Genomic DNA, 22,098 nt, shown 5'->3' with positions numbered 1-22,098 from the left:
AAGAGACATGGGTTTATTATCTAAAACGAGAGAACTAAGTAGTTTATTACAAAAACATAAAGGGATTTCAGTGGACTTTAAAGATGTTGCACAAACAATTAGCAAAGTTACTGTTACAAACGTATTTATCGTTTCACGACGAGGTAAAATTTTAGGGTCAAATTTAAATGAACTCCTAAAAAACGAACGCATTATTAAAATGTTAGAAGAACGTCATGTGCCTGAAGCATATACAAGCAAATTAATGAACGTACATGAAACTTCGTCAAACATTAAAATTGACAATGAACTCTCCGTATTCCCACCTGAAAATGAAGATTTGTTTAAAGATTCTAGAACAACAATCTTTCCAATTATTGGTGGTGGTGAGCGTTTGGGTACACTTGTTTTAGGACGTGTATCAGATGACTTTGGTGAAAATGATCTTGTTTTAGGAGAATATGCAGCTACAGTAATCGGAATGGAAATTTTACGTGAAAAACATAATGAAATTGAAACAGAAGCACGTGATAAAGCTGCAATTTCAATGGCAATTAATTCGTTGTCTTATTCTGAAAAGGAAGCAATTGATCATATTTTTGAAGAACTGGGTGGCAAAGAGGGCTTACTTATTGCATCTAAGGTAGCTGATCGTGTAGGGATTACACGTTCTGTAATCGTAAATGCCTTACGTAAGTTGGAAAGTGCTGGCGTAATTGAATCTCGCTCTTTAGGTATGAAAGGAACATTTATCAAAGTTAAAAAAGCTGCATTTTTAGATGAATTGAAACGTTCAGAGTAATAAATTCTAGTTGCATATGATACTACTTTGTGATATATTTATATGCGGCTATGAGAAAGTCAAAACACACACGTGACGCCAATACACAAAAGGGTGCGACATCACGTCGTTTTTGTGTTAGCGCATGTGGAGGATAATAACCAATAGGAGGAATTTTAATCATGGCAGTCATTTCTATGAAACAATTATTAGAAGCTGGTGTTCACTTCGGTCATCAAACACGCCGTTGGAACCCAAAAATGAAAAAGTACATTTTCACTGAAAGAAATGGTATTTATATCATTGATTTACAAAAAACAGTGAAAAAAGTTGAAGAAGCATATAGCTTCATCAAACAAGTATCTGAAGATGGCGGTAAAGTCTTATTCGTAGGTACTAAAAAACAAGCGCAAGAATCAGTGAAAGCTGAAGCTGAACGTGCAGGACACTACTACGTTAACCAAAGATGGTTAGGTGGTATCTTAACAAACTACAAAACAATTTCTAAACGTGTGAAACGTATTTCTGAAATTGAAAAAATGGAAGAAGACGGCACTTTCGACGTACTTCCTAAAAAAGAAGTTGTAGAACTTAAAAAAGAATACGACCGTTTAATCAAATTCTTAGGCGGTATTCGTGATATGAAATCTATGCCTCAAGCATTATTCGTTGTTGATCCTCGTAAAGAGCGCAACGCTATTGCTGAAGCGCGTAAATTAAACATTCCTATCGTAGGTATTGTTGACACTAACTGTGATCCAGACGAAATCGATTACGTTATCCCAGCGAACGATGACGCGATTCGCGCGGTTAAATTATTAACTGGTAAAATGGCAGATGCGATTTTAGAAGGTCAACAAGGTGTTTCTAACGATGAAGTTGCTGCTGAGCAAAACATCGACTTAAATGAAGAAGAAACGTCAACTGAAGAAACAGAATCAACTGTTGAGTCTAAATAAATAGAATCTTAAAATGAGGTCCAATGAATCACTTCATGACCATGCCGACGTGATGTTTCCAATTTTTTGTTACATCGATGACGCAATTTTAAGTACAAACGCATTTTAAGGGACTAGGACAACAATATGTCCCAGCCCCTTTTTTTAAAATATATTAAGACATGATATTGGAGGAATAGTGATGGCAATTTCAGCTAAACTTGTTAAAGAATTACGTGAAAAAACTGGCGCTGGTATGATGGATTGTAAAAAAGCGCTTCAAGAAACTGATGGGAACATTGATAAAGCAATTGACTATTTACGTGAGAAAGGTATTGCTAAAGCAGCTAAGAAAGCAGACCGTATCGCAGCAGAAGGTATTACACATGTTGAAGTGAAAGGTAACGACGCAGTTATCGTTGAAATCAACTCTGAAACAGACTTCGTTGCACGTAATGAAGGTTTCCAACAACTTGTTAAAGAAATTGCTAACCAAATTCTTGAAACGAAAGCTGAATCAGTTGAAGCTTTAAATGAAACAACACTTCCAAATGGTAAAAAAGTTTCTGAGCATATGAACGAAGCAATTTCAACAATCGGTGAAAAATTAAGCTTACGTCGTTTTGAATTACGTACTAAAACTGACAATGATGCATTCGGTGCTTACTTACACATGGGTGGACGTATCGGTGTGCTTTCAGTTGTTGTAGGTACTACAGATGAAGAAGCTGCAAAAGATGTTGCAATGCACATCGCTGCAATTAACCCTAAATACGTTTCTTCAGACCAAGTAAGTGAAGAAGAAATCAACCATGAAAGAGAAGTATTAAAACAACAAGCACTTAACGAAGGTAAACCAGAAAATATCGTTGAGAAAATGGTTGAAGGTCGTTTACGTAAATATTTACAAGAAATTTGTGCAGTTAACCAAGACTTCGTTAAAAATCCAGATCAAACTGTTGAACAATTCCTTAAATCAAAAGGTGGTCAATTAGTAGACTTCGTACGTTACGAAGTGGGTGAAGGTTTAGAAAAACGTGAAGAAAACTTCGCTGATGAAGTTAAAGGACAAATGAAATAATAGACACGGTTTATTATGAGAAAGAAGACACCTTTTGTGTCCTCCTTTACATGACTTCAATAAAAGCATATTGAAGCCGTGTTAAAGGAAGATACCTCTTGTGTCTTCTTTACTTGTATTGTTTTACATAAAACGAATAGAGAGGTTATTATAATGGCTGAAACTTCAAAATATAAGCGAGTAGTTTTGAAACTAAGTGGTGAAGCACTGGCGGGAGATAAAGGATTTGGTATTAATCCAATCATTATTAAAAGCATTGCACAGCAAGTAGCAGAAGTGGCGAAGATGGATACAGAAGTCGCTGTAATTGTTGGTGGTGGTAATATTTGGCGCGGTAAAACAGGTAGTGATTTAGGTATGGATCGCGGAACTGCCGACTATATGGGTATGCTCGCAACTGTTATGAATGCATTAGCATTACAAGATAGCTTAGAGCAATTAGATTGCGATACACGCGTACTAACATCTATCGAAATGAAGCAAGTAGCAGAACCGTATATTCGTCGTCGTGCCATTAGACATTTAGAGAAAAAACGTGTCGTTATTTTTGCAGCAGGTATCGGTAATCCTTATTTCTCAACAGACACAACTGCTGCATTAAGAGCAGCTGAAGTAGAAGCAGATGTCATTTTAATGGGTAAAAACAATGTAGATGGCGTATATTCTGCAGATCCGAAAGTAGACCCTAATGCGGTTAAATATGAACGATTAACATATTTACAATTATTGCAAGAAGGATTACAAGTGATGGATTCAACAGCCTCTTCATTCTGTATGGATAACAATATTCCACTTAAAGTGTTCTCTATCATGGAAGAAGGAAATATTAAACGTGCTGTTTTAGGCGAAGAAATTGGAACAATTATTACAAAATAATCTAGAGGTGACTTTCTGATGAGTGAAATTATTCAAGATACGAAATCACGTATGAAAAAATCAATTGAAAATTTATCACGTGAACTGGCTCAAATTAATGCAGGCCGTGCAAATTCAAATTTATTAGCAGGTGTGAACGTTAATTATTATGGCGCACCAACACCAGTACAACAATTAGCAAGTATTAGTGTTCCAGAAGCACGTTTACTTGTGATTTCTCCTTACGATAAAACGTCATTAGCTGATATTGAAAAAGCAATTTACGCAGCAAACTTAGGTGTAACACCGACTAGTGATGGAGAAGTAATTCGTATTACAGTACCAGCATTAACTGAAGAACGACGTAAAGAAATTGTTAAAGAAGTTAAAAAGACTGGTGAAAATGCGAAAGTTTCTGTACGTAATATTCGTCGTGATGCAAATGATACTTTGAAAAAACAAGAAAAAGACGGCGATATCACTGAAGATGAATTACGTTCAGGTTCGGATGATGTTCAAAAAGTAACAGATGAGTCAATTAAACAAATTGATCAACTTGTTACAGATAAAGAAAAAGACATTATGTCTGTGTAAATCATTTGTGAAACTGTACCGAATCAGACTTTGGTACAGTTTTTTTCTTTGTGATTCAATGAGTGATTTGAGTGTGATAAAATGGTAGATAATTGTACATTTTAAAGATTATAATAATATGAGACGTAATGAGGCTCGGAGGAACACGCATGTTTAAGAAATTTAAAAATAATGAAGATAAATCATCTCAGGTCGACACTTTAGATTTACATAATATACCAGAACACATTGCAATCATCATGGATGGTAATGGTCGATGGGCGAAACAGAGAAAAATGCCTAGGATTAAAGGGCATTATCAAGGGATGCAGACAATTAAGACCATTACGCGTGCTGCAAATGATTTAAATGTTAAATATTTAACGCTGTACGCCTTTTCTACCGAAAATTGGTCTCGTCCTGAAGAAGAAGTTAATTACATCATGGGATTACCTGTCAACTTTTTAAATACGTTTTTACCTGAGCTCATCGAAAAAAACGTTAAAGTTGAAACGATAGGATTTATAGATCAACTCCCTCGTAAAACAATACAGGCTATTGAAGAAGCAAAACGTAAAACAGCACACAATACTGGTTTAACGCTGATTTTTGCCATTAATTATGGTGGTCGTGCTGAAATTATATCTGGTCTAAAATCGATGTTGAAAGAGATGAAAAATGTCAGTGATGCTGACATTGATGCGATAGATGAAAAAGTTTTCCAAAAGTATTTAATGACAGCCAACTATCCTGATCCAGAATTATTAATACGTACATCTGGAGAACAACGTGTGAGTAACTTTTTAATTTGGCAATTGTCATATAGTGAATTTATTTTCAACCAAAAAATGTGGCCAGATTTTGATGAAGATGAATTGAAATCATGTATAAAAACATATCAATCTCGACAACGTCGCTTTGGGGGATTGTAGATAGGAGAAGGTTATGAAGGTAAGAACGATTACTACCATAGTTGCGTTAATCGTATTTTTGCCAATTTTATTAATTGGTGGAACGACATGGATGCTTTTTACATCAATTCTTGCTTTAATTGCATTAAAAGAGTTATTAAATATGAATCGCATTCAATTGATATCCGTTCCAGGAATCATTAGCGCCATCGGTTTAATTTTAATTTTACTACCGCAAGATTTTTCGTGGGTTCCAATGGTACAACAAAAATTATTAATTGCATTAAGTTTTATTTTATTAAGTTATACTGTGATGTCGAAAAATAGATTTAGTTTTATGGACTCAGCGTTTTGTTTAATGTCAGTTGCATACGTTGGAATTGGTTTTATGTATTTTTATGAAACACGTGAAGCAGGCTTACATTATATATTATTTGGTTTACTTATCGTATGGTTGACGGACACGGGTGCTTATCTTTTCGGTCGTTCGTTTGGTAAACACAAGTTGTGGCCAGTCATCAGCCCAAACAAAACAATCGAAGGCTTTATCGGTGGTTTATTATGTAGCTTGCTTGTACCATTGGCATTTATGTTTTTTGTGCCTTTCGATTACGGTATGATTTGGGTATTAATTATGACCATTGTACTTAGTGCGTTCGGTCAATTAGGAGATTTAGTTGAATCGGGATTTAAACGTCACTTTGGTGTGAAAGATTCAGGTCGGCTTTTACCAGGTCACGGTGGTATTCTAGATCGATTCGATAGTTTTATGTTTGTATTACCTTTAATGTATCTTTTCTTAATTCAAATGTAAGGTGAAGTGAAAACGATGAAAAATATAGCAGTGTTAGGGGCTTCGGGTTCTATCGGAACACAGGCCATAGATGTCATTGAACGCCATCCAAATGAATTTAATCTCGTTGCTTTTACAGTGGGGAAAAACATCGCCTATGCGCAAGAAATTGTTGAAAAGCATCGCCCTGATATCATTTCAGTGCAACATGAAGAAGACGTTGAGGCCTTTTTAGATTATGATGTCAACGTCGTTTCAGGAAAAGAAGGTTTAATAACAGTGGCGACGTATGCTAAAAATGATCTCGTTCTTAATGCGTTACTTGGAAGTGTGGGATTAGAACCAACGATGCGCGCAATTGAAGCACGTAAAGATATAGCACTCGCAAACAAAGAGACGCTTGTTGTTGCAGGTGAACTTGTGATGGCACATGCGCGTCGCTATGATGTGAATATACTACCTGTAGATTCGGAACACGCGGCAATTTTTCAATGTTTAAATGGCGAAGATCACAAGCAAATAAAAAAGATTACAATTACTGCGAGTGGTGGCTCGTTCAGAGATTTGTCACGAGACGCATTAGAAAATGTAACCGTAGAAGATGCGTTAAATCACCCCAATTGGAGTATGGGACATAAAATCACGATCGACTCTGCCACTATGATGAATAAAGGGTTTGAAGTGATAGAAGCAAAATGGCTTTTTGATTTAGATATTTCTAAAATTGAAACGATATTACATAAAGAAAGTATCATTCATTCTATGGTGGAATTTGTAGATACAAGTGTCATGGCACAACTAGGTACGCCCGACATGCGCATGCCAATACAATATGCATTTACTTATCCAAAGCGCATAGAACATCGAGCACCTTCTTTAAATTTAGCTGAGGTTGCACAACTACATTTTAAAGCTATGGATTTCGATCGATATCGTTGCTTACAATATGCATATGACGCAATCAAAATCGGTGGCACAATGCCTGTTGTTTTAAATGCCGTCAATGAAGTTGCGGTAGCGAAATTTTTGAATAAAGAAATTCGCTTTTTAGATATCGAACGATTGATTAAACGTGAAATGGATCAACACGAGGTCATTCAAAACCCAACACTTGAACAAATTTTAGCGCTCGATGCGCATTACAAAAATAAAGAATACGAGGTGTAAAAATCTGTGTTTATTACCATCATTGCATTTATCTGTGTATTCGGATTACTAGTATCTGTGCATGAATATGGTCATATGCTTTTTGCAAAACGTGCGGGTATTATGTGTCCGGAATTTGCAATTGGAATGGGACCAAAAATTTTAAGTTTCCGTAAAAATGAAACGTTATACACGATTCGTTTATTACCTGTTGGTGGCTATGTACGAATGGCTGGAGACGGTATGGAGGAAGCCCCTGTACAACCCGGGATGCACGTAAAAATCAAATTAAATGATCACGATGAAGTTACACATATTATTTTAGATGATCAACATAAATTCCAACAAATGGAAGCTATAGAAGTCAAAAAAGTAGACTTTAATAACGATTTATATATTGAAGGCATTATGGCACACGACCAAACACGCCATCATTACACGATTGCCAAAAAAGCCTTTTTCGTACAACATGGTAGTCTTATCCAAATAGCGCCTAGAGAGCGTCAATTTACTTACAAAAAACCGTATCAAAAGTTTTTAACATTGTTTGCAGGGCCTTTGTTTAACTTTATTTTAGCCGCGGTATTACTGATTGGTCTTGCATATTGGCAAGGGGCACCAACGAATAAAGTGGATCAAGTCGCGCCTAACACACCAGCTGCTCAAATTGGATTGAAAAAGGGAGATGTCATCACTGAAATTAATGGACACGCCACGCATAATTTACGTGATGTTCAAAAGGAAATGAAAGCGACAAATGGTGACAAAACAACGTTGAAATATGAGCGTAATGGCAAAGTGCATACTGAAACATTTTCTCCTAAAAAGTTTGTGGAAAATGTGACCAAAACGAAAACGATATCAAAATATCAATTAGGTTTTCTACCTACAAAAGAAGTGAGTCCAATTGAACCCCTTATTTTTGGATTAACACAAACGGTTGAGTATGGAAAAATAGTGTTTACTGCAGTAGTCGGCTTGATTGGCAGTATATTTACAGGTCATTTTAGTTTTGATATGTTAAATGGTCCTGTAGGCATCTATAAAAACGTTGATACTGTTGTTAAAACTGGAATTATCAACTTAATTAATTTTACAGCAATCCTAAGCGTCAACTTAGGGATTATGAACTTATTACCTATTCCAGCACTGGATGGTGGACGTATTTTATTTGTTGCATACGAAGCGATTTTTAGAAAACCTGCGAACAAAAAGGCAGAAACAGTGATTATAGCCGCAGGAGCACTCTTTGTTGTCATCATCATGATTTTAGTGACATGGAATGACATTCAACGCTATTTCTTATAAACATTCATTAAAGGAGGAACAATAAAGGATGAAGCAATCAAAAGTTTTTATACCTACATTACGTGAAGTTCCAGCTGAAGCTGAAGCGATTAGTCATCAATTATTATTAAAAGCAGGACTCATTAAACAAAATGCAGCGGGTATTTATAGTTATTTACCGCTTGCAACGCGCGTGTTACAAAATATTTCTGAAATTATTCGTGAAGAAATGGAGCGTATTGATGCTGTTGAAGTAGTGATGCCGGTATTACAACAATCAGAGTTATGGAAAGAATCAGGGCGTTGGGAAGCGTATGGTCCTGAACTCATGCGATTAAAAGATCGCAATGAACGTGAATTTGCATTAGGACCAACTCATGAAGAAGTTATTACTTCTTTAGTGAGAGATGAATTACGTTCATACAAACAACTTCCTTTAACATTGTTCCAAATTCAAACGAAATTCCGTGATGAAAAGCGCCCAAGATTTGGTTTGTTACGTGGTCGTGAGTTTATTATGAAAGATGCGTATTCCTTCCATACAGATGAAGCGTCGCTCATGAAAACATATCAAGATATGTATGAGGCGTATGGTCGCATATTTAAACGTGTCGGTTTAAACGTACGTCCAGTTGTTGCGGATTCAGGTGCAATTGGCGGTAATCATACGCATGAATTCCACGCATTGAGCGCTATTGGTGAAGATACGATTGTTTATAGTAATGAAAGTGACTATGCCGCGAATATTGAGAAAGCTGAAGTGCCTTATATCCCATCAAAAACGCAAAAAGCACCTGAAGCAGCACTTGAAAAAATCGAAACGCCAAATGTGAAAACAGCTAAAGAATTGGCATCATTTTTAAATAAACCACTTGATACAATAACGAAATCAATGATTTTTAAAGTTGATGGTGAATTTGTGCTCGTTCTCGTACGTGGCCATCATGAAATTAATGAGGTTAAATTAAAAGATTTCTTCAAAACAGGTCAAGTAGAACTTGCGAATGACAATGACATCCGTAATTTATTAGACGCATCACCAGGTTCATTAGGTCCAATTACAAATAAAGATATTAAAATCTATGCAGATCACTATATTCAAGATCTTTCGAATTTAGTTATTGGTGCGAACGAAGATGGATATCATTATGTCAATGCGAATGTAGGTCGCGATTTTGACGTAGAAGCCTATGGTGATTTTAGATTTATTTTAGAAGGTGAACCTTTAAGTGATGGTTCGGGTACTGCACAATTTGCTGAAGGTATAGAAGTTGGCCAAGTATTCGTTTTAGGTACGAAATATTCTGAGTCAATGAATGCGACGGTACTAAACAATCAAGGACGTGAACAAACATTAACGATGGGATGTTACGGTATTGGTGTTTCACGTACACTTAGTGCCATTATAGAGCAACACCATGATGAAAACGGTATTATTTGGCCTAAGTCTGTGACACCATATGACCTTCACGTCATTTCAGTGAATCCAAAGAAAGATGATCAACGTGAACTTGCAGATCGTATTTATGATGACTTCAATACGCGCTACAATGTCTTATATGATGATCGTCAAGAACGCGCAGGTGTTAAATTTAACGATGCAGATTTAATCGGGTTACCAATTCGTATCGTTGTAGGGAAGCATGCGAGTGAAGGCATTGTTGAAGTTAAACGCCGTGATAATGGCGAAAAAGAAGATGTTCACATTGATGATTTAGCGAACCATATCGCAGAACTTTTTGAACAAATTCAATAACAGAATGACTTTTAATTTGATATAATAGTAACTGATTAATTCAAGTGAATGCTTGTTCATTTGAATGGACGTTACGAATAGCAAGGTGAGACGCTAAAATCAGGAGGATAGATGGTTTTACGTCTCACTTTCTTTTATGAAACAATTAATAAAACGTACATGTATTATCGTACATAAGGTGGTTTATAAATCGTGGCATTACAGAATCATGAAAAATTTAAAATACTTCTTCAGCAATTGAGTTTAAAAACACAATTAGATGATACGATTGTTGAGCAAGGTGAACTGACTCGTGTTGATGTCTCTGAAAAAAATCGTTCTTGGACGTTTCATATTGTGTTACCTTATTTTTTGAATTATGAAGACTACATGGTGTTTATGCATGCATTATCAGAAGCGTTTCAAGATATCGCAACGATACATGCGCGATTTCAAATTAAAGACACGTCGCAACAAGATGAGCATTTGCTCAAATATTTTTCGAGTTGTATTGATAAGACGAAGTTATCGCCTAAAGTGAAAGGTCAATTAAAACAAAAGAAAATCATTATGTCAGGATCTATCGTTAAAGTACTTGTGCAAAATGATGTGGAGCGAAACCACTTTGATAAAGCGTGTAATGGGAGTCTACTTTCCGCTCTGAAAGATTGTGGTTTTGATGTATCCAAAGTCATATTTGAAACGGACGACAGTGGTCATGATGATGATTTAGCATCATTAGAAGCGCACATTCAACAAGAAGATGTTCAAAGTGCGCGAGAAGCGACATCGAAAATAGAAAAAATGAAAGAAGCGCGTGCTAAACAAGAAGAAGCAGGCGTTACGGTTGATAAGTGTAAAATAGGTAAAACGATACAAGTAGAAGCGATTAGAGCCATTGAAACGATCATTGAAGAAGAATTTAAAGTGGCAATCGAAGGAGTCATTTTTGACATCAATATTAAAGAACTAAAAAGTGGACGTCACATCGTTGAACTAAAAGTGACGGACTATACGGATTCCCTTGTATTGAAAATGTTTACACGTAAAAATAAAGATGATTTAGAACATTTCAAAGCACTTTCTGAAGGGAAATGGATACGCGCTCAAGGACGTATAGAAGAAGACATGTTTATTCGTGATCTTGTTATGATGATGTCAGATATTGAAGAAGTAAAACGCGCACCAAAACTAGATAAAGCTGAAGAAAAACGTGTTGAATTCCATTTACATACGTCGATGAGCCAAATGGATGGGGTCACACACATTGGTTCATATGTTGCACAAGCAGCAAAATGGGGACATGAAGCGATTGCTGTTACAGACCATAACGTTGTTCAAGCATATCCAGATGCGCATGCAGCTGCTGAAAAACATGGGATTAAAATGATATATGGAATGGAAGGCATGCTGGTCGACGATGGTGTGCCAATTGCTTATAAACCGACGGATATAGCACTAAAAGATGCGACATATGTCGTATTTGACGTTGAAACAACAGGTCTTTCAAACCAATACGATAAAATAATCGAACTTGCAGCGGTTAAAGTGAAAAACGGAGAAATCATTGATAAGTTTGAACGTTTTAGTAATCCACATGAAAAATTAACGGAAACAATTAAAAACTTAACGCATATTACAGATGATATGTTAAAAGATGCTCCTGAAATCGAAGAGGTACTGACAGAATTCAAAACGTGGGTTGGAGATGCAATATTTGTTGCGCATAACGCATCATTTGATATGGGCTTTATTGATACAGGTTATGAACGTCTTGGTTTCGGTCCATCAACGAATGGTGTGATAGACACACTCGAACTCTCAAGAACCATCAATACAAGTTATGGTAAACATGGTCTGAACTTTTTAGCTAAAAAATATGGCGTTGAACTCACACAACATCATAGAGCCATTTACGATACGGAAGCAACGGCCTATATTTTTATTAAAATGCTTGCACAATTAAAAGAAAAAAATGTGCATAATCATAAAGATATTAATCAATGTTTATCAAATGAAGATGCCTATAAACGTGCACGCCCACAACATGTGACATTAATCGTTCAAAATCAAACAGGTCTTAAAAATCTCTTTAAAATTGTGAGTGAATCACTTGTTACGTATTACTATCGCACCCCTAGAATTCCGCGTTCATTGCTAGACGAATATCGTGAAGGATTATTAGTAGGGACTGCATGTGATGAAGGTGAGGTCTTTACAGCTGTCATGCAGCGTGATCAATCTGAAGTTGAACGTATTGCAAAATATTATGATTACATTGAAATTCAACCGCCAGCATTGTATCAGGATTTATTAGATCGAGAATTAATCAGGGATCATGAAACGTTAGAAGAAATATATGAACGGATTTTACAAGTTGGTGAGACGAATCAAATTCCTGTAATTGCCACTGGTAATGTGCATTATTTACATGAACATGATGGTATTGCACGACAAATATTGATTGCATCCCAACCGGGTAATCCGTTAAATCGTACGACGTTACCAGAAGCTCATTTCAGAACGACAGACGAAATGTTAGATGCATTTCACTTTCTAGGTGCAGACCGCGCGAAACAAATTGTTGTAGATAATACGCGGGCACTTGCAAATCGTATTGAAAAAGTCGTTCCAATAAAAGATAAATTATTTACACCTAACATGGACGGTGCAAATGAAGAAATACGTGAATTAAGTTATAACAATGCAAAAGCGCTTTATGGAGAAGACTTACCACAAATTGTCATCGATCGCCTTGAGAAAGAATTGGAAAGTATCATTGGTAATGGATTTGCGGTAATTTATCTCATCTCTCAACGGCTCGTAAAAAAATCGCTAGATGATGGTTACCTCGTTGGTTCACGTGGCTCAGTGGGATCAAGTTTTGTTGCGACCATGACTGAAATTACAGAAGTAAATCCTTTACCCCCACACTATATTTGTCCAAAATGTAAAAAAAGTGAGTTCTTTGATGATGGTTCAGTAGGGTCGGGTTTTGATTTGCCTGATAAAATGTGTGAATGTGGCACGGAGATGATTAAAGAAGGTCAAGATATCCCATTTGAAACGTTCCTTGGATTTAAGGGAGACAAAGTGCCAGATATCGACTTAAACTTTAGTGGTGAGTACCAACCGCATGCGCACAATTACACGAAAGTACTTTTTGGTGAAGATAAAGTATTTCGTGCAGGTACAATTGGTACAGTTGCAGAGAAAACAGCATTCGGTTTTGTGAAAGGTTATTTGAATGATCAAGGCATTCATAAACGTGGGGCTGAAGTGGACCGTTTAGTTAAAGGTTGTACGGGTGTTAAACGAACAACAGGTCAGCATCCAGGTGGTATCATTGTAGTCCCTGATTACATGGATATTTATGATTTTACGCCAATACAATACCCTGCTGATGACCAAGGTGCCTCATGGATGACGACGCACTTTGACTTCCATTCGATTCATGATAATGTATTGAAACTCGATATTTTAGGACACGATGATCCTACGATGATTCGTATGTTACAAGACCTTTCGGGAATCGATCCTAAAACAATCCCTGTAGATGATAAAGAAACCATGGGTATCTTTAGTTCACCAGAAGCACTTGGTGTGACGGAAGAACAAATTTTAGCAAAAACAGGAACTTACGGTGTACCTGAATTTGGAACGGGTTTTGTGCGTCAAATGTTAGAAGACACAAAGCCGACGACATTTTCGGAACTTGTTCAAATATCAGGTCTTTCGCATGGCACGGATGTATGGCTTGGCAATGCCCAAGAGCTCGTTCGTAGTGGAACGTGTACGCTCTCAAGTTGTATCGGTTGTCGTGATGACATCATGGTGTATTTAATGTATGCAGGATTAGAACCTTCTCTTGCCTTCAAAATTATGGAATCTGTACGTAAAGGTAAAGGATTAAGCGAAGAGTGGGAACAAGTTATGATGGACAATGGTGTACCAGAATGGTACTTAGACTCATGTAAAAAAATCAAATACATGTTCCCGAAAGCACACGCCGCGGCTTATGTACTGATGGCCGTGAGAATTGCTTATTTTAAAGTGCATCATCCGTTATATTATTATGCGAGTTATTTTACAGTGCGTGCATCAGATTTTGATCTTTTAACGATGGTTAAAGATAAAGATAGTATTCGAAATACAGTTAAAGAAATGTATGCAAAGTACATGGATTTAGGTAAAAAAGAAAAAGATGTGTTGACCGTACTTGAAATCGCGAATGAAATGGCACAAAGAGGATTTCGCATGCAACCAGTAAGTTTAGAAAAAAGTAAAGCGTATGAATTTATTATAGACGGTGACACACTGATCCCTCCATTTGTCGCAGTCCCAGGACTAGGTGAAAACGTAGCTAAACGAATCGTAGAAGCACGTGAGGACGGTCCGTTTTTATCTAAAGAAGACTTAAATAAAAAAGCAGGCGTGTCACAAAAAGTCATCGAATACTTAGATGATTTAGGCTCTTTGCCAAATATGCCTGACAAAGCGCAATTGTCAATTTTTGATATGTAATGGAAGACATTTGTAGGAATCTCGTGATTATGCTATAATAATCATGCTTATAAATTTGGACTCAAGGAGAAAGAGTGGGTATCACCCGCTCTTTTCTGTTTGTGTACCGCTGATAAGGGGGCTCGTATGAGTAAAGTTACAGAGCAAGTTGAAACGTTAATCCAACCTGTCCTTGAAGCATTAAATTATGACTTAGTGGATGTTGAATTTGCAAAAGAAGGTCGTGACCATTATTTACGCATTTCAATTGATAAGCCAGGCGGTGTCGATTTAAACGACTGCACATTAGCATCAGAAAAAATAAGCGAAGTCATGGATGAACATGATCCCATTTCAGAAGCTTACTATCTTGACGTTGCGTCACCAGGTGCAGAACGCCCAATCAAAAAGGAAAAAGATTTTCAAAATGCGGTCTCGAAGCCTGTATTTGTATCTTTATATGCACCGGTTGAGGGTGAAAAAGAATGGTTAGGGATATTAAAAGATGTGACGGATACAGAAATCACAATTGAAGTAAAAATGAAAGCGAAATCTAAAAATATCACGATACCACGTGACAAAATCGCAAAAGCACGCCATGCAGTGATGTTATAGATGTTAGGAGGAAGTATGCGTGAAAAGTAATGAATTATTATTAGCTACTGAGTATCTTGAAAAGGAAAAAAAGATTCCTAGAGAGGTTTTAGTAGATGCCATTGAAGCAGCTTTAATTACTGCTTACAAAAAAAATTATGATAGTGCGCGCAATGTACGTGTTGAATTAAATTTAGACAGCGGTACATTCCGTGTCATTTCTCGTAAAGAAGTTGTAGAGGAAGTATTTGACGATAGAGAAGAAGTGGATTTATCTACAGCTTTAGTTAAAAACCCTGCTTATGAAGTAGGAGACATTTATGAGGAAGATGTTACACCTAAAGATTTTGGGCGTGTAGGTGCTCAAGCAGCGAAACAAGCTGTAATGCAACGTTTACGTGATGCAGAGCGCGAAATTCTTTATGAAGAATTTATCGACAAAGAAGAAGATATTATGACAGGTGTCATTGATCGTGTCGATCACCGATATGTTTATGTTAATTTAGGACGCACAGAAGCAGTGCTCTCTGAAGCAGAACGTAGTCCAAATGAAACGTATGTTCCTAATGAACGAATTAAAGTATTCGTTAACAAAGTAGAACAAACGACAAAAGGTCCTCAAATTTACGTTTCACGTAGTCATCCAGGCTTACTTAAACGCTTGTTTGAACAAGAAGTGCCTGAAATTTTTGAAGGTACAGTTGAAGTGAAATCTGTTGCACGTGAAGCAGGTGATCGTTCTAAAATCAGCGTGCATTCAGATAATCCGGATATCGATGCTGTTGGTGCTTGTGTTGGTGCCAAAGGTGCACGTGTTGAAGCGGTAGTTGAAGAATTAGGTGGAGAAAAAATTGATATCGTTCAATGGAGCGATGATCCTAAAGTGTTTGTAAGCAACGCCTTAAGTCCATCACAAGTTGTAGATGTTATCGTTGATGAAGAAAATCAATCCACGACTGTAATTGTTCCAGATTATCAACTTTCTTTAGCTATCGGTAAGCGTGGTCAAAATGCACGTTTAGCAGCTAAATTAACGGGTTGGAAAATTGACATTAAATCTGAATCAGACGCAAAAGATTTGCAACTTGAAGATAAATACACGTCTAAATCCAATGAAGAAGTGGAAAGTTCTGTTCAAGACAATTTAGATGATGAAGAAGTAATTAAAATTGATGAAGTACTTGATAAATCATCAGAAAGTCAGCACGAAAACGAATAGGAGGTATTTTTCTTGAAAAAACGTAAAATTCCTATGCGTAAATGTATTTTATCGAATGAAATGAAACCTAAAAAAGATATGATACGTGTGGTTCAAAATAAAGAAGGCGAAATTTCTGCAGATGCCACGGGAAAAAAACAAGGACGTGGTGCCTATGTATCAAAAGATGTTACCCTTATTGAAAAAGCACAAGCTTCACAAAAACTAGAACAGTTTTTTAAAGCATCTCAAGATGAATTAGCGCCAGTATATAAAGAAATTATCCGCTTAATTTATAGGGAAGAGATTCCAACAAAATGAAACAACCATTACTAAATTTTTTAGGACTTGCAATGCGCGCGGGTAAAGTAAAAAGTGGCGAAAGTGTCATTCTAACGGAAATTAAGAAACAACGACTTTACCTAGTGCTTATCGCAAGTGACGCATCAGAAAATACAATAAAAACACTGACGAATAAATGTAAAAGTTATCACATTCCGTATCGCTTGATTAGTAACCGCTATGAGCTGGGTGAAGCGGTTGGGAAAGAAGCACGGGTTAATATCGGCATCACCGATCAAGGTTTCGCAAAGAAATTAATTTCTATGATCGATGAATAAAGTAAGGAGTGGTTCAATGAGTAAACAAAGAATCTATGAATATGCCAAATCATTAAATATAAAGAGTAAAGATGTTATTGACGAATTAAAAAAGTCTGGCGTAGAAGTATCTAACCACATGCAAACATTAGAAGATGATCATGTGAAAACATTAGACAAAGCATTCAAAAAAGACAACACATCTAAAGAACAGTCATCATCTAAAAAAAATCAATCCACACAAAGTGGTCAAAAGAAAGAACAACCGAAACAAAATCAAAACAAGCAACATAATTCCACTAAAAATAACGGTAATGCTAAACAAACAAAAAACAACAAGCGTCATAACAAAAATAATAAGCAAAACCGTAATCAAAAACAAAAACAAGCAACACCTGCTCCAGAACCTAAAGCAATGCCGTCTAAAATTACGTATACAGAAGGCATCACTGTAGGAGAATTGGCTGACAAATTAGGTGTGGATTCATCAGAAATTATTAAAAAACTATTCTTATTAGGTATCATGGCTAATATCAATCAATCGCTTGATATTGAGGCGTTAGAGCTTGTTGCTTCTGACTATGGTGTTGAATTGGAAGAAGAAGTCGTCATAGATGATAATGACTTAACGATTTATTTTGAAGATGTGGAAAATGATGCAGATGCATCTGAAAGACCAGCTGTCGTGACGATTATGGGTCACGTAGACCACGGTAAAACAACACTCCTTGACTCTATTCGAAATACACGTGTTACTGAAGGAGAAGCAGGCGGTATTACACAACATATCGGTGCTTATCAAATTGAAAATAATGATAAGAAAATTACATTTTTAGATACGCCAGGACACGCAGCGTTTACAACAATGCGTGCACGTGGTGCGCAAGTGACAGATATCACGATTTTAGTAGTGGCTGCTGACGATGGTGTGATGCCTCAGACGATCGAAGCGATTAACCACGCCAAAGAGGCAGAAGTGCCAATTATTGTCGCTGTGAATAAAATCGATAAACCAACAGCAAACCCTGATCGCGTGATGCAAGAATTAACGGAATATAACCTCATTCCTGAAGACTGGGGTGGCGATACGATTTTCGTCCCACTTTCAGCTTTAAGCGGTGAAGGCATTGATGATTTGCTGGAAATGATTGGGCTTGTAGCAGAGGTGCAAGAATTAAAAGCCAATGCTGATAAAGCGGCAGTGGGTACGGTAATTGAAGCAGAATTAGATAAATCTCGCGGTCCAGCTGCATCATTGCTTGTCCAAAATGGTACGCTTCATGTTGGAGATGCGATTGTCGTAGGTAATACACATGGTAAAGTCCGTGCAATGGTGAATGATCTTGGGAAGCGAATAAAAGTTGCTGGTCCTTCTACGCCTGTTGAAATCACCGGTTTAAATGATGTACCACAAGCAGGTGACCGCTTCGTTGTCTTTAAAGATGAAAAGAAAGCGCGTCGTATTGGTGAAGCACGTGAGCAACAAAGTATTTTACAACAACGTCAAGAAAGTAAAAATGTATCATTAGATAACTTGTTTGAACAAATGAAGCAAGGTGAAATGAAAGATTTAAATGTCATTATCAAAGGTGATGTACAAGGTTCAGTCGAAGCACTTGCAGCCTCATTAATGAAAATTGATGTTGAAGGTGTCAATGTACGTATTATTCATACTGCGACAGGTGCGATAAATGAATCTGACGTTACTTTAGCAAACGCTTCGAACGGTATTATTATCGGTTTCAATGTACGTCCAGATGCAGGTGCGAAACGTGCGGCAGAAGCTGAAAATGTCGATATGCGTTTACATCGCGTTATATATAATGTTATCGAAGAAATCGAATCTGCGATGAAAGGTATGCTTGATCCTGAATATGAAGAAAAAGTCATCGGTCAAGCTGAAGTACGTCAAACATTCAAAGTTTCTAAAGTTGGAACGATTGCAGGTAGTTATGTTATTGATGGCAAAATCACACGTGACTCTGGCGTTCGTATTATTCGTGATGGTGTTGTCTTGTTCGAAGGTGAATTAGACACGTTAAAACGTTTTAAAGATGACGCGAAAGAAGTGGCACAAGGGTACGAATGTGGTATCACAATTGAGAAATTCAATGATATTAAAGAAGGCGATATTATTGAAGCTTACGTAATGGTTGAAGTTGAGCGTAAATAGGAAGCTGATCACTTCATGATGATTTAAGGAGCTTGGACAAATGAAGGTCCTTGCTTCTTTTTTATTATGCCTATGTGAACAAGGGGGATTCGAATGATAGTGACGAATATGTGGTTTAATTTAGCTGTAAAAGATTTAAATGCAAGTATGGCGTTTTATAAGAAAATAGGTTTTGAAATTATGCAACGACCTGAACAGCAAGGTCATATGTTTGGAATAAAAGCTGGTCCATCTTCGCCGATAATGTTCGTTGAAAAACCTACGTTTCATGCTTATGTGCAGCAAGAAGTGAGTGGTCATGATGTCCTTATCTCACTTTCAGTCGCTGATGAGTCAAAATTAGATCAGCTGATTGAAAAAGTGACCCATGCAGGTGGAACATTGATTCAACCGAAGCATGAGCGTAATGGATTTATCGGTTGTGTATTTCAAGATATTGACCAACATTTCTTCAATGTTCTCGTTTTCAATGATTAGCTGAGGTTAGAGTTTGCACATTGACGGACATTTCGTCTCTCATTTATAATATGTTATTGAAGTTAATGTTAGAAATATGTATACAAAGAGGTGAGAAAGAATGAATATGAGAGCTGAACGCGTTGGTGAACAAATGAAAAAAGAATTAATGGATATCATTAATAATAAGCTCAAAGATCCACGTGTAGGATTTTTGACAATTACAGATGTTCAACCTACAAATGATTTATCGTTAGCAAAGGTGTATTGTACAGTGCTTGGTAGCGATAAAGAGAAAGAAGATACATTTAAAGGGCTAGAAAAAGCTAAAGGATTTATCAAAACTGAAATTGGACAACGTATGCGTTTGCGCGTTGTACCTGAATTGCAATTCGAATATGACGAATCGATTGAATATGGTAATAGAATCGAACAATTGATTCAAGATTTACACAAAAAAGATTAAATTGTGCTACTAGGATACGTTTCAGAACCAAAGTGTGAATCGTATCCTAGTTTTTTTATGACAAGAGGTGAGTAAAATGTATCATGGTATTTTACCTGTGTATAAAGCGCGTGGATTAACAAGTCATGATGTAGTTTTTAAACTACGAAAAATTTTGAAGACAAAGAAGATTGGCCACACAGGGACTTTAGATCCCGAAGTAGATGGCGTACTGCCGATTTGTATTGGTCAAGCTACAAAATTAAGTGACTATGTGATGGATATGGGGAAAACTTATATAGCAGAAGTTACATTAGGTATCTCAACGACTACAGAGGATCAAACGGGAGAAATAATAAAACAGGAAAGCATTGCGGCACAATCTATTTCCGAAGAACAAATAGACGAAGTGCTGGCTTCTTTTCAAGGCGTAATCACACAAATCCCCCCAATGTACTCTTCTGTTAAAGTGAATGGTCGAAAATTGTATGAATATGCCAGACGTGGTGAAACAATTGAGCGGCCGGCACGCCAAGTCGAAATTATGAAAATAGATCGAATAAATCAAGTGGTTTTTGATAAAGAATGTGCTACATTTAATATAGAAGTAGCCTGTGGCAAAGGTACGTATATTCGGACTTTAGCAACTGATATTGGAAAGCAGTTAAATGTGCCTGCACATATGTCTCGTTTAACACGTATAGAAAGTGGTGGTTTTCATATCGATCAAGCTTTATCAATTGAATCGATAGCAGAAAAACATCAAAATGATACATTGAAAGATTTTATTCTACCTATGATTTATGGGTTGAAAGCTTTACCCATGATATATGTGGATGACGAACAATTAAAACAACGTATTTCTAATGGTCAAAAATTGTTACGCCAACCATTAAATATAAAAATTCAAAACCAATGTGTTTTTGTTGATGCAACATCAAATGCAGTTTTAGCCATTTATGAGCCACATCCGTCGAATCACAGCGAAATTAAACCGAAAAAGGTGTTTAACTAAAGGAGCATAGGAATATGGAAGTTATAGAAATTACACACCCCATTCAACCTGAGCAGTACATTCAAGAGGATATTGCAATTGCATTAGGATTTTTTGACGGCCTCCACCGTGGGCATCAAGCATTGATCGAAAAATTGAATGAGGTTGCAAACGCGCGTCACCTAAAAAAAGCAGTCATGACTTTTGATCCCCATCCTTCAGTCGTTTTAAATCCTAAACAAAAGCGTACGACATATTTAACACCTTTAGATGATAAACTCAACCTTTTACGCCAATATGAAATTGATTATTGCTTAGTAGTCAATTTTTCATCTCGTTTCGCAGAAGTCTCTTCAGAATCTTTTGTGAAAGATTATTTATTGAAAAATCGAGCTCAAGTCATTGTTGCTGGATTTGATTTTACTTTTGGTAAATATGGTAAAGGCAATATGGCCATGTTACAGGAGTACAGAGAGCAATTCGACTGTATTACAGTAGGCAAACAGGATATTGATAATGAGAAAATTTCCACGACGGCTATACGTGAAGCGTTAAAAAAAGGGAATTTACAAAAAGCAAATGAACAATTAGGCTATCGTTATCAAATTAAAGGGACTGTCGTCCAAGGTGAGAAACGTGGACGTACGATTGGATTTCCGACTGCTAATATAGAACCTAGTGATGACTATTTGTTACCAACGAAAGGTGTTTATGCAGTCACGATGAAAATAGGATCGAGTGACACTATATATAGAGGCGTTTGTAATGTGGGTGTTAAACCAACATTCCATGAAGATTTGCCTCAAGTGGTTATCGAAGTCAATATATTCGATTTTGATGATACGATTTACGGTGAACGCGTTGTATTATACTGGCATCATTATATTCGTCCTGAATTAAAATTTGATGGAATCGACCCTTTAGTCGCACAGATGAATCAAGATAAAGAACGTGCCAAATATTTATTATCTGTTGATTTTGGTGATAAAGTATCTTATAATAAATAAGGTCTGTAAGTAAAGACTTACGACCTTAGTCTTGGTAGGTTGAGACTCCG

The 22,098-nt window shown here is 36.7% G+C and carries 20 protein-coding genes; all 20 read left to right on the top strand.

Features of this window, described 5'->3' with window-relative positions; all coding sequences use genetic code 11:
• Positions 1 to 7 precede the first annotated feature (7 nt).
• The 20 genes from codY to SHYC_RS07810 all read left to right on the top strand — a co-directional run bounded on the left by codY (position 8) and on the right by SHYC_RS07810 (position 22,048).
• The gene (gene codY / locus SHYC_RS07905; RefSeq protein ID WP_039646056.1) at positions 8 to 781 is read left to right on the top strand and encodes a GTP-sensing pleiotropic transcriptional regulator CodY; all 774 of its coding nucleotides are present in this window, start codon (positions 8 to 10) and stop codon (positions 779 to 781) included.
• Between the two features lie 161 nt (positions 782 to 942).
• Positions 943 to 1,719 carry a 30S ribosomal protein S2 gene (gene rpsB / locus SHYC_RS07900; protein WP_039646054.1) on the top strand — a complete coding sequence of 259 codons (777 nt, stop codon included), beginning with the start codon at positions 943 to 945 and terminating at the stop codon, positions 1,717 to 1,719.
• 178 nt (positions 1,720 to 1,897) lie between these two features.
• Complete coding sequence (gene tsf, locus SHYC_RS07895; protein ID WP_197708976.1) at positions 1,898 to 2,779, top strand: translation elongation factor Ts; 882 nt, start codon at positions 1,898 to 1,900, stop codon at positions 2,777 to 2,779.
• A 153-nt stretch (positions 2,780 to 2,932) separates the two neighbouring features.
• Positions 2,933 to 3,655 carry a UMP kinase gene (gene pyrH / locus SHYC_RS07890; RefSeq protein WP_039646050.1) on the top strand — a complete coding sequence of 241 codons (723 nt, stop codon included), beginning with the start codon at positions 2,933 to 2,935 and terminating at the stop codon, positions 3,653 to 3,655.
• 18 nt (positions 3,656 to 3,673) lie between these two features.
• The gene (frr, locus tag SHYC_RS07885; RefSeq protein WP_039646048.1) at positions 3,674 to 4,228 is read left to right on the top strand and encodes a ribosome recycling factor; all 555 of its coding nucleotides are present in this window, start codon (positions 3,674 to 3,676) and stop codon (positions 4,226 to 4,228) included.
• Positions 4,229 to 4,377: 149 nt separating this feature from the next.
• Complete coding sequence (locus tag SHYC_RS07880) at positions 4,378 to 5,139, top strand: undecaprenyl pyrophosphate synthase (RefSeq protein WP_039646047.1); 762 nt, start codon at positions 4,378 to 4,380, stop codon at positions 5,137 to 5,139.
• Between the two features lie 13 nt (positions 5,140 to 5,152).
• Positions 5,153 to 5,932 carry a phosphatidate cytidylyltransferase gene (locus SHYC_RS07875; protein WP_039646046.1) on the top strand — a complete coding sequence of 260 codons (780 nt, stop codon included), beginning with the start codon at positions 5,153 to 5,155 and terminating at the stop codon, positions 5,930 to 5,932.
• Between the two features lie 15 nt (positions 5,933 to 5,947).
• Entirely contained in the window at positions 5,948 to 7,078 is a 1,131-nt protein-coding gene (locus tag SHYC_RS07870) for a 1-deoxy-D-xylulose-5-phosphate reductoisomerase (RefSeq protein ID WP_039646044.1), read from the top strand.
• 6 nt (positions 7,079 to 7,084) lie between these two features.
• Complete coding sequence (gene rseP, locus SHYC_RS07865; protein WP_039646042.1) at positions 7,085 to 8,365, top strand: RIP metalloprotease RseP; 1,281 nt, start codon at positions 7,085 to 7,087, stop codon at positions 8,363 to 8,365.
• Between the two features lie 28 nt (positions 8,366 to 8,393).
• Positions 8,394 to 10,100: a proline--tRNA ligase gene (locus SHYC_RS07860; RefSeq protein ID WP_039646040.1), complete on the top strand. Its 1,707-nt coding sequence runs from the start codon at positions 8,394 to 8,396 to the stop codon at positions 10,098 to 10,100.
• Positions 10,101 to 10,292: 192 nt separating this feature from the next.
• Positions 10,293 to 14,603: a PolC-type DNA polymerase III gene (locus SHYC_RS07855; RefSeq protein ID WP_039646038.1), complete on the top strand. Its 4,311-nt coding sequence runs from the start codon at positions 10,293 to 10,295 to the stop codon at positions 14,601 to 14,603.
• A gap of 126 nt (positions 14,604 to 14,729) precedes the next feature.
• Positions 14,730 to 15,197, top strand: a complete 468-nt coding sequence (gene rimP / locus SHYC_RS07850) for a ribosome maturation factor RimP (RefSeq protein WP_039646036.1) — start codon at positions 14,730 to 14,732, stop codon at positions 15,195 to 15,197.
• 19 nt (positions 15,198 to 15,216) lie between these two features.
• Complete coding sequence (gene nusA, locus SHYC_RS07845; protein ID WP_039646034.1) at positions 15,217 to 16,395, top strand: transcription termination factor NusA; 1,179 nt, start codon at positions 15,217 to 15,219, stop codon at positions 16,393 to 16,395.
• Between the two features lie 12 nt (positions 16,396 to 16,407).
• A complete protein-coding gene (rnpM, locus tag SHYC_RS07840) occupies positions 16,408 to 16,695 on the top strand; it encodes an RNase P modulator RnpM (protein ID WP_039646032.1) in 288 nt (95 codons plus the stop codon).
• A complete protein-coding gene (locus SHYC_RS07835) occupies positions 16,692 to 16,994 on the top strand; it encodes a YlxQ family RNA-binding protein (RefSeq protein ID WP_039646030.1) in 303 nt (100 codons plus the stop codon). The genes rnpM and SHYC_RS07835 overlap by 4 nt, the downstream gene beginning before the upstream one ends.
• Before the next feature lie 16 nt (positions 16,995 to 17,010).
• A complete protein-coding gene (gene infB, locus SHYC_RS07830; RefSeq protein ID WP_039646029.1) occupies positions 17,011 to 19,146 on the top strand; it encodes a translation initiation factor IF-2 in 2,136 nt (711 codons plus the stop codon).
• Positions 19,147 to 19,239: 93 nt separating this feature from the next.
• Positions 19,240 to 19,623, top strand: coding sequence for a VOC family protein (locus SHYC_RS07825; protein ID WP_052257836.1), 384 nt, complete (start codon positions 19,240 to 19,242; stop codon positions 19,621 to 19,623).
• 100 nt (positions 19,624 to 19,723) lie between these two features.
• Positions 19,724 to 20,068: a 30S ribosome-binding factor RbfA gene (gene rbfA, locus SHYC_RS07820; RefSeq protein WP_039646027.1), complete on the top strand. Its 345-nt coding sequence runs from the start codon at positions 19,724 to 19,726 to the stop codon at positions 20,066 to 20,068.
• 76 nt (positions 20,069 to 20,144) lie between these two features.
• The gene (gene truB / locus SHYC_RS07815; protein WP_039646026.1) at positions 20,145 to 21,062 is read left to right on the top strand and encodes a tRNA pseudouridine(55) synthase TruB; all 918 of its coding nucleotides are present in this window, start codon (positions 20,145 to 20,147) and stop codon (positions 21,060 to 21,062) included.
• Between the two features lie 14 nt (positions 21,063 to 21,076).
• Complete coding sequence (locus tag SHYC_RS07810; RefSeq protein WP_039646024.1) at positions 21,077 to 22,048, top strand: bifunctional riboflavin kinase/FAD synthetase; 972 nt, start codon at positions 21,077 to 21,079, stop codon at positions 22,046 to 22,048.
• The last annotated feature ends 50 nt before the right edge of the window (positions 22,049 to 22,098 follow it).

This window comes from Staphylococcus hyicus, from assembly GCF_000816085.1.
In the GTDB taxonomy this organism is placed as follows: Bacteria; Bacillota; Bacilli; order Staphylococcales; family Staphylococcaceae; genus Staphylococcus; species Staphylococcus hyicus.
The sequence above is the reverse complement of the archived record's forward strand: the minus strand, read 5'-3'. Positions and strand labels throughout refer to the sequence as shown.

What these genes read in the sequence shown, in the direction of transcription:
- codY (WP_039646056.1), top strand. Translation starts at nt 8, where the DNA reads ATGGGTTTATTATCTAAAACGAGAGAACTAAGTAGTTTATTACAAAAA.
- rpsB (WP_039646054.1), top strand. Translation starts at nt 943, where the DNA reads ATGGCAGTCATTTCTATGAAACAATTATTAGAAGCTGGTGTTCACTTC.
- pyrH (WP_039646050.1), top strand. Translation starts at nt 2,933, where the DNA reads ATGGCTGAAACTTCAAAATATAAGCGAGTAGTTTTGAAACTAAGTGGT.
- frr (WP_039646048.1), top strand. Translation starts at nt 3,674, where the DNA reads ATGAGTGAAATTATTCAAGATACGAAATCACGTATGAAAAAATCAATT.
- SHYC_RS07880 (WP_039646047.1), top strand. Translation starts at nt 4,378, where the DNA reads ATGTTTAAGAAATTTAAAAATAATGAAGATAAATCATCTCAGGTCGAC.
- SHYC_RS07875 (WP_039646046.1), top strand. Translation starts at nt 5,153, where the DNA reads ATGAAGGTAAGAACGATTACTACCATAGTTGCGTTAATCGTATTTTTG.
- SHYC_RS07870 (WP_039646044.1), top strand. Translation starts at nt 5,948, where the DNA reads ATGAAAAATATAGCAGTGTTAGGGGCTTCGGGTTCTATCGGAACACAG.
- SHYC_RS07860 (WP_039646040.1), top strand. Translation starts at nt 8,394, where the DNA reads ATGAAGCAATCAAAAGTTTTTATACCTACATTACGTGAAGTTCCAGCT.
- rimP (WP_039646036.1), top strand. Translation starts at nt 14,730, where the DNA reads ATGAGTAAAGTTACAGAGCAAGTTGAAACGTTAATCCAACCTGTCCTT.
- SHYC_RS07835 (WP_039646030.1), top strand. Translation starts at nt 16,692, where the DNA reads ATGAAACAACCATTACTAAATTTTTTAGGACTTGCAATGCGCGCGGGT.
- infB (WP_039646029.1), top strand. Translation starts at nt 17,011, where the DNA reads ATGAGTAAACAAAGAATCTATGAATATGCCAAATCATTAAATATAAAG.
- SHYC_RS07825 (WP_052257836.1), top strand. Translation starts at nt 19,240, where the DNA reads ATGATAGTGACGAATATGTGGTTTAATTTAGCTGTAAAAGATTTAAAT.
- rbfA (WP_039646027.1), top strand. Translation starts at nt 19,724, where the DNA reads ATGAATATGAGAGCTGAACGCGTTGGTGAACAAATGAAAAAAGAATTA.
- truB (WP_039646026.1), top strand. Translation starts at nt 20,145, where the DNA reads ATGTATCATGGTATTTTACCTGTGTATAAAGCGCGTGGATTAACAAGT.
- SHYC_RS07810 (WP_039646024.1), top strand. Translation starts at nt 21,077, where the DNA reads ATGGAAGTTATAGAAATTACACACCCCATTCAACCTGAGCAGTACATT.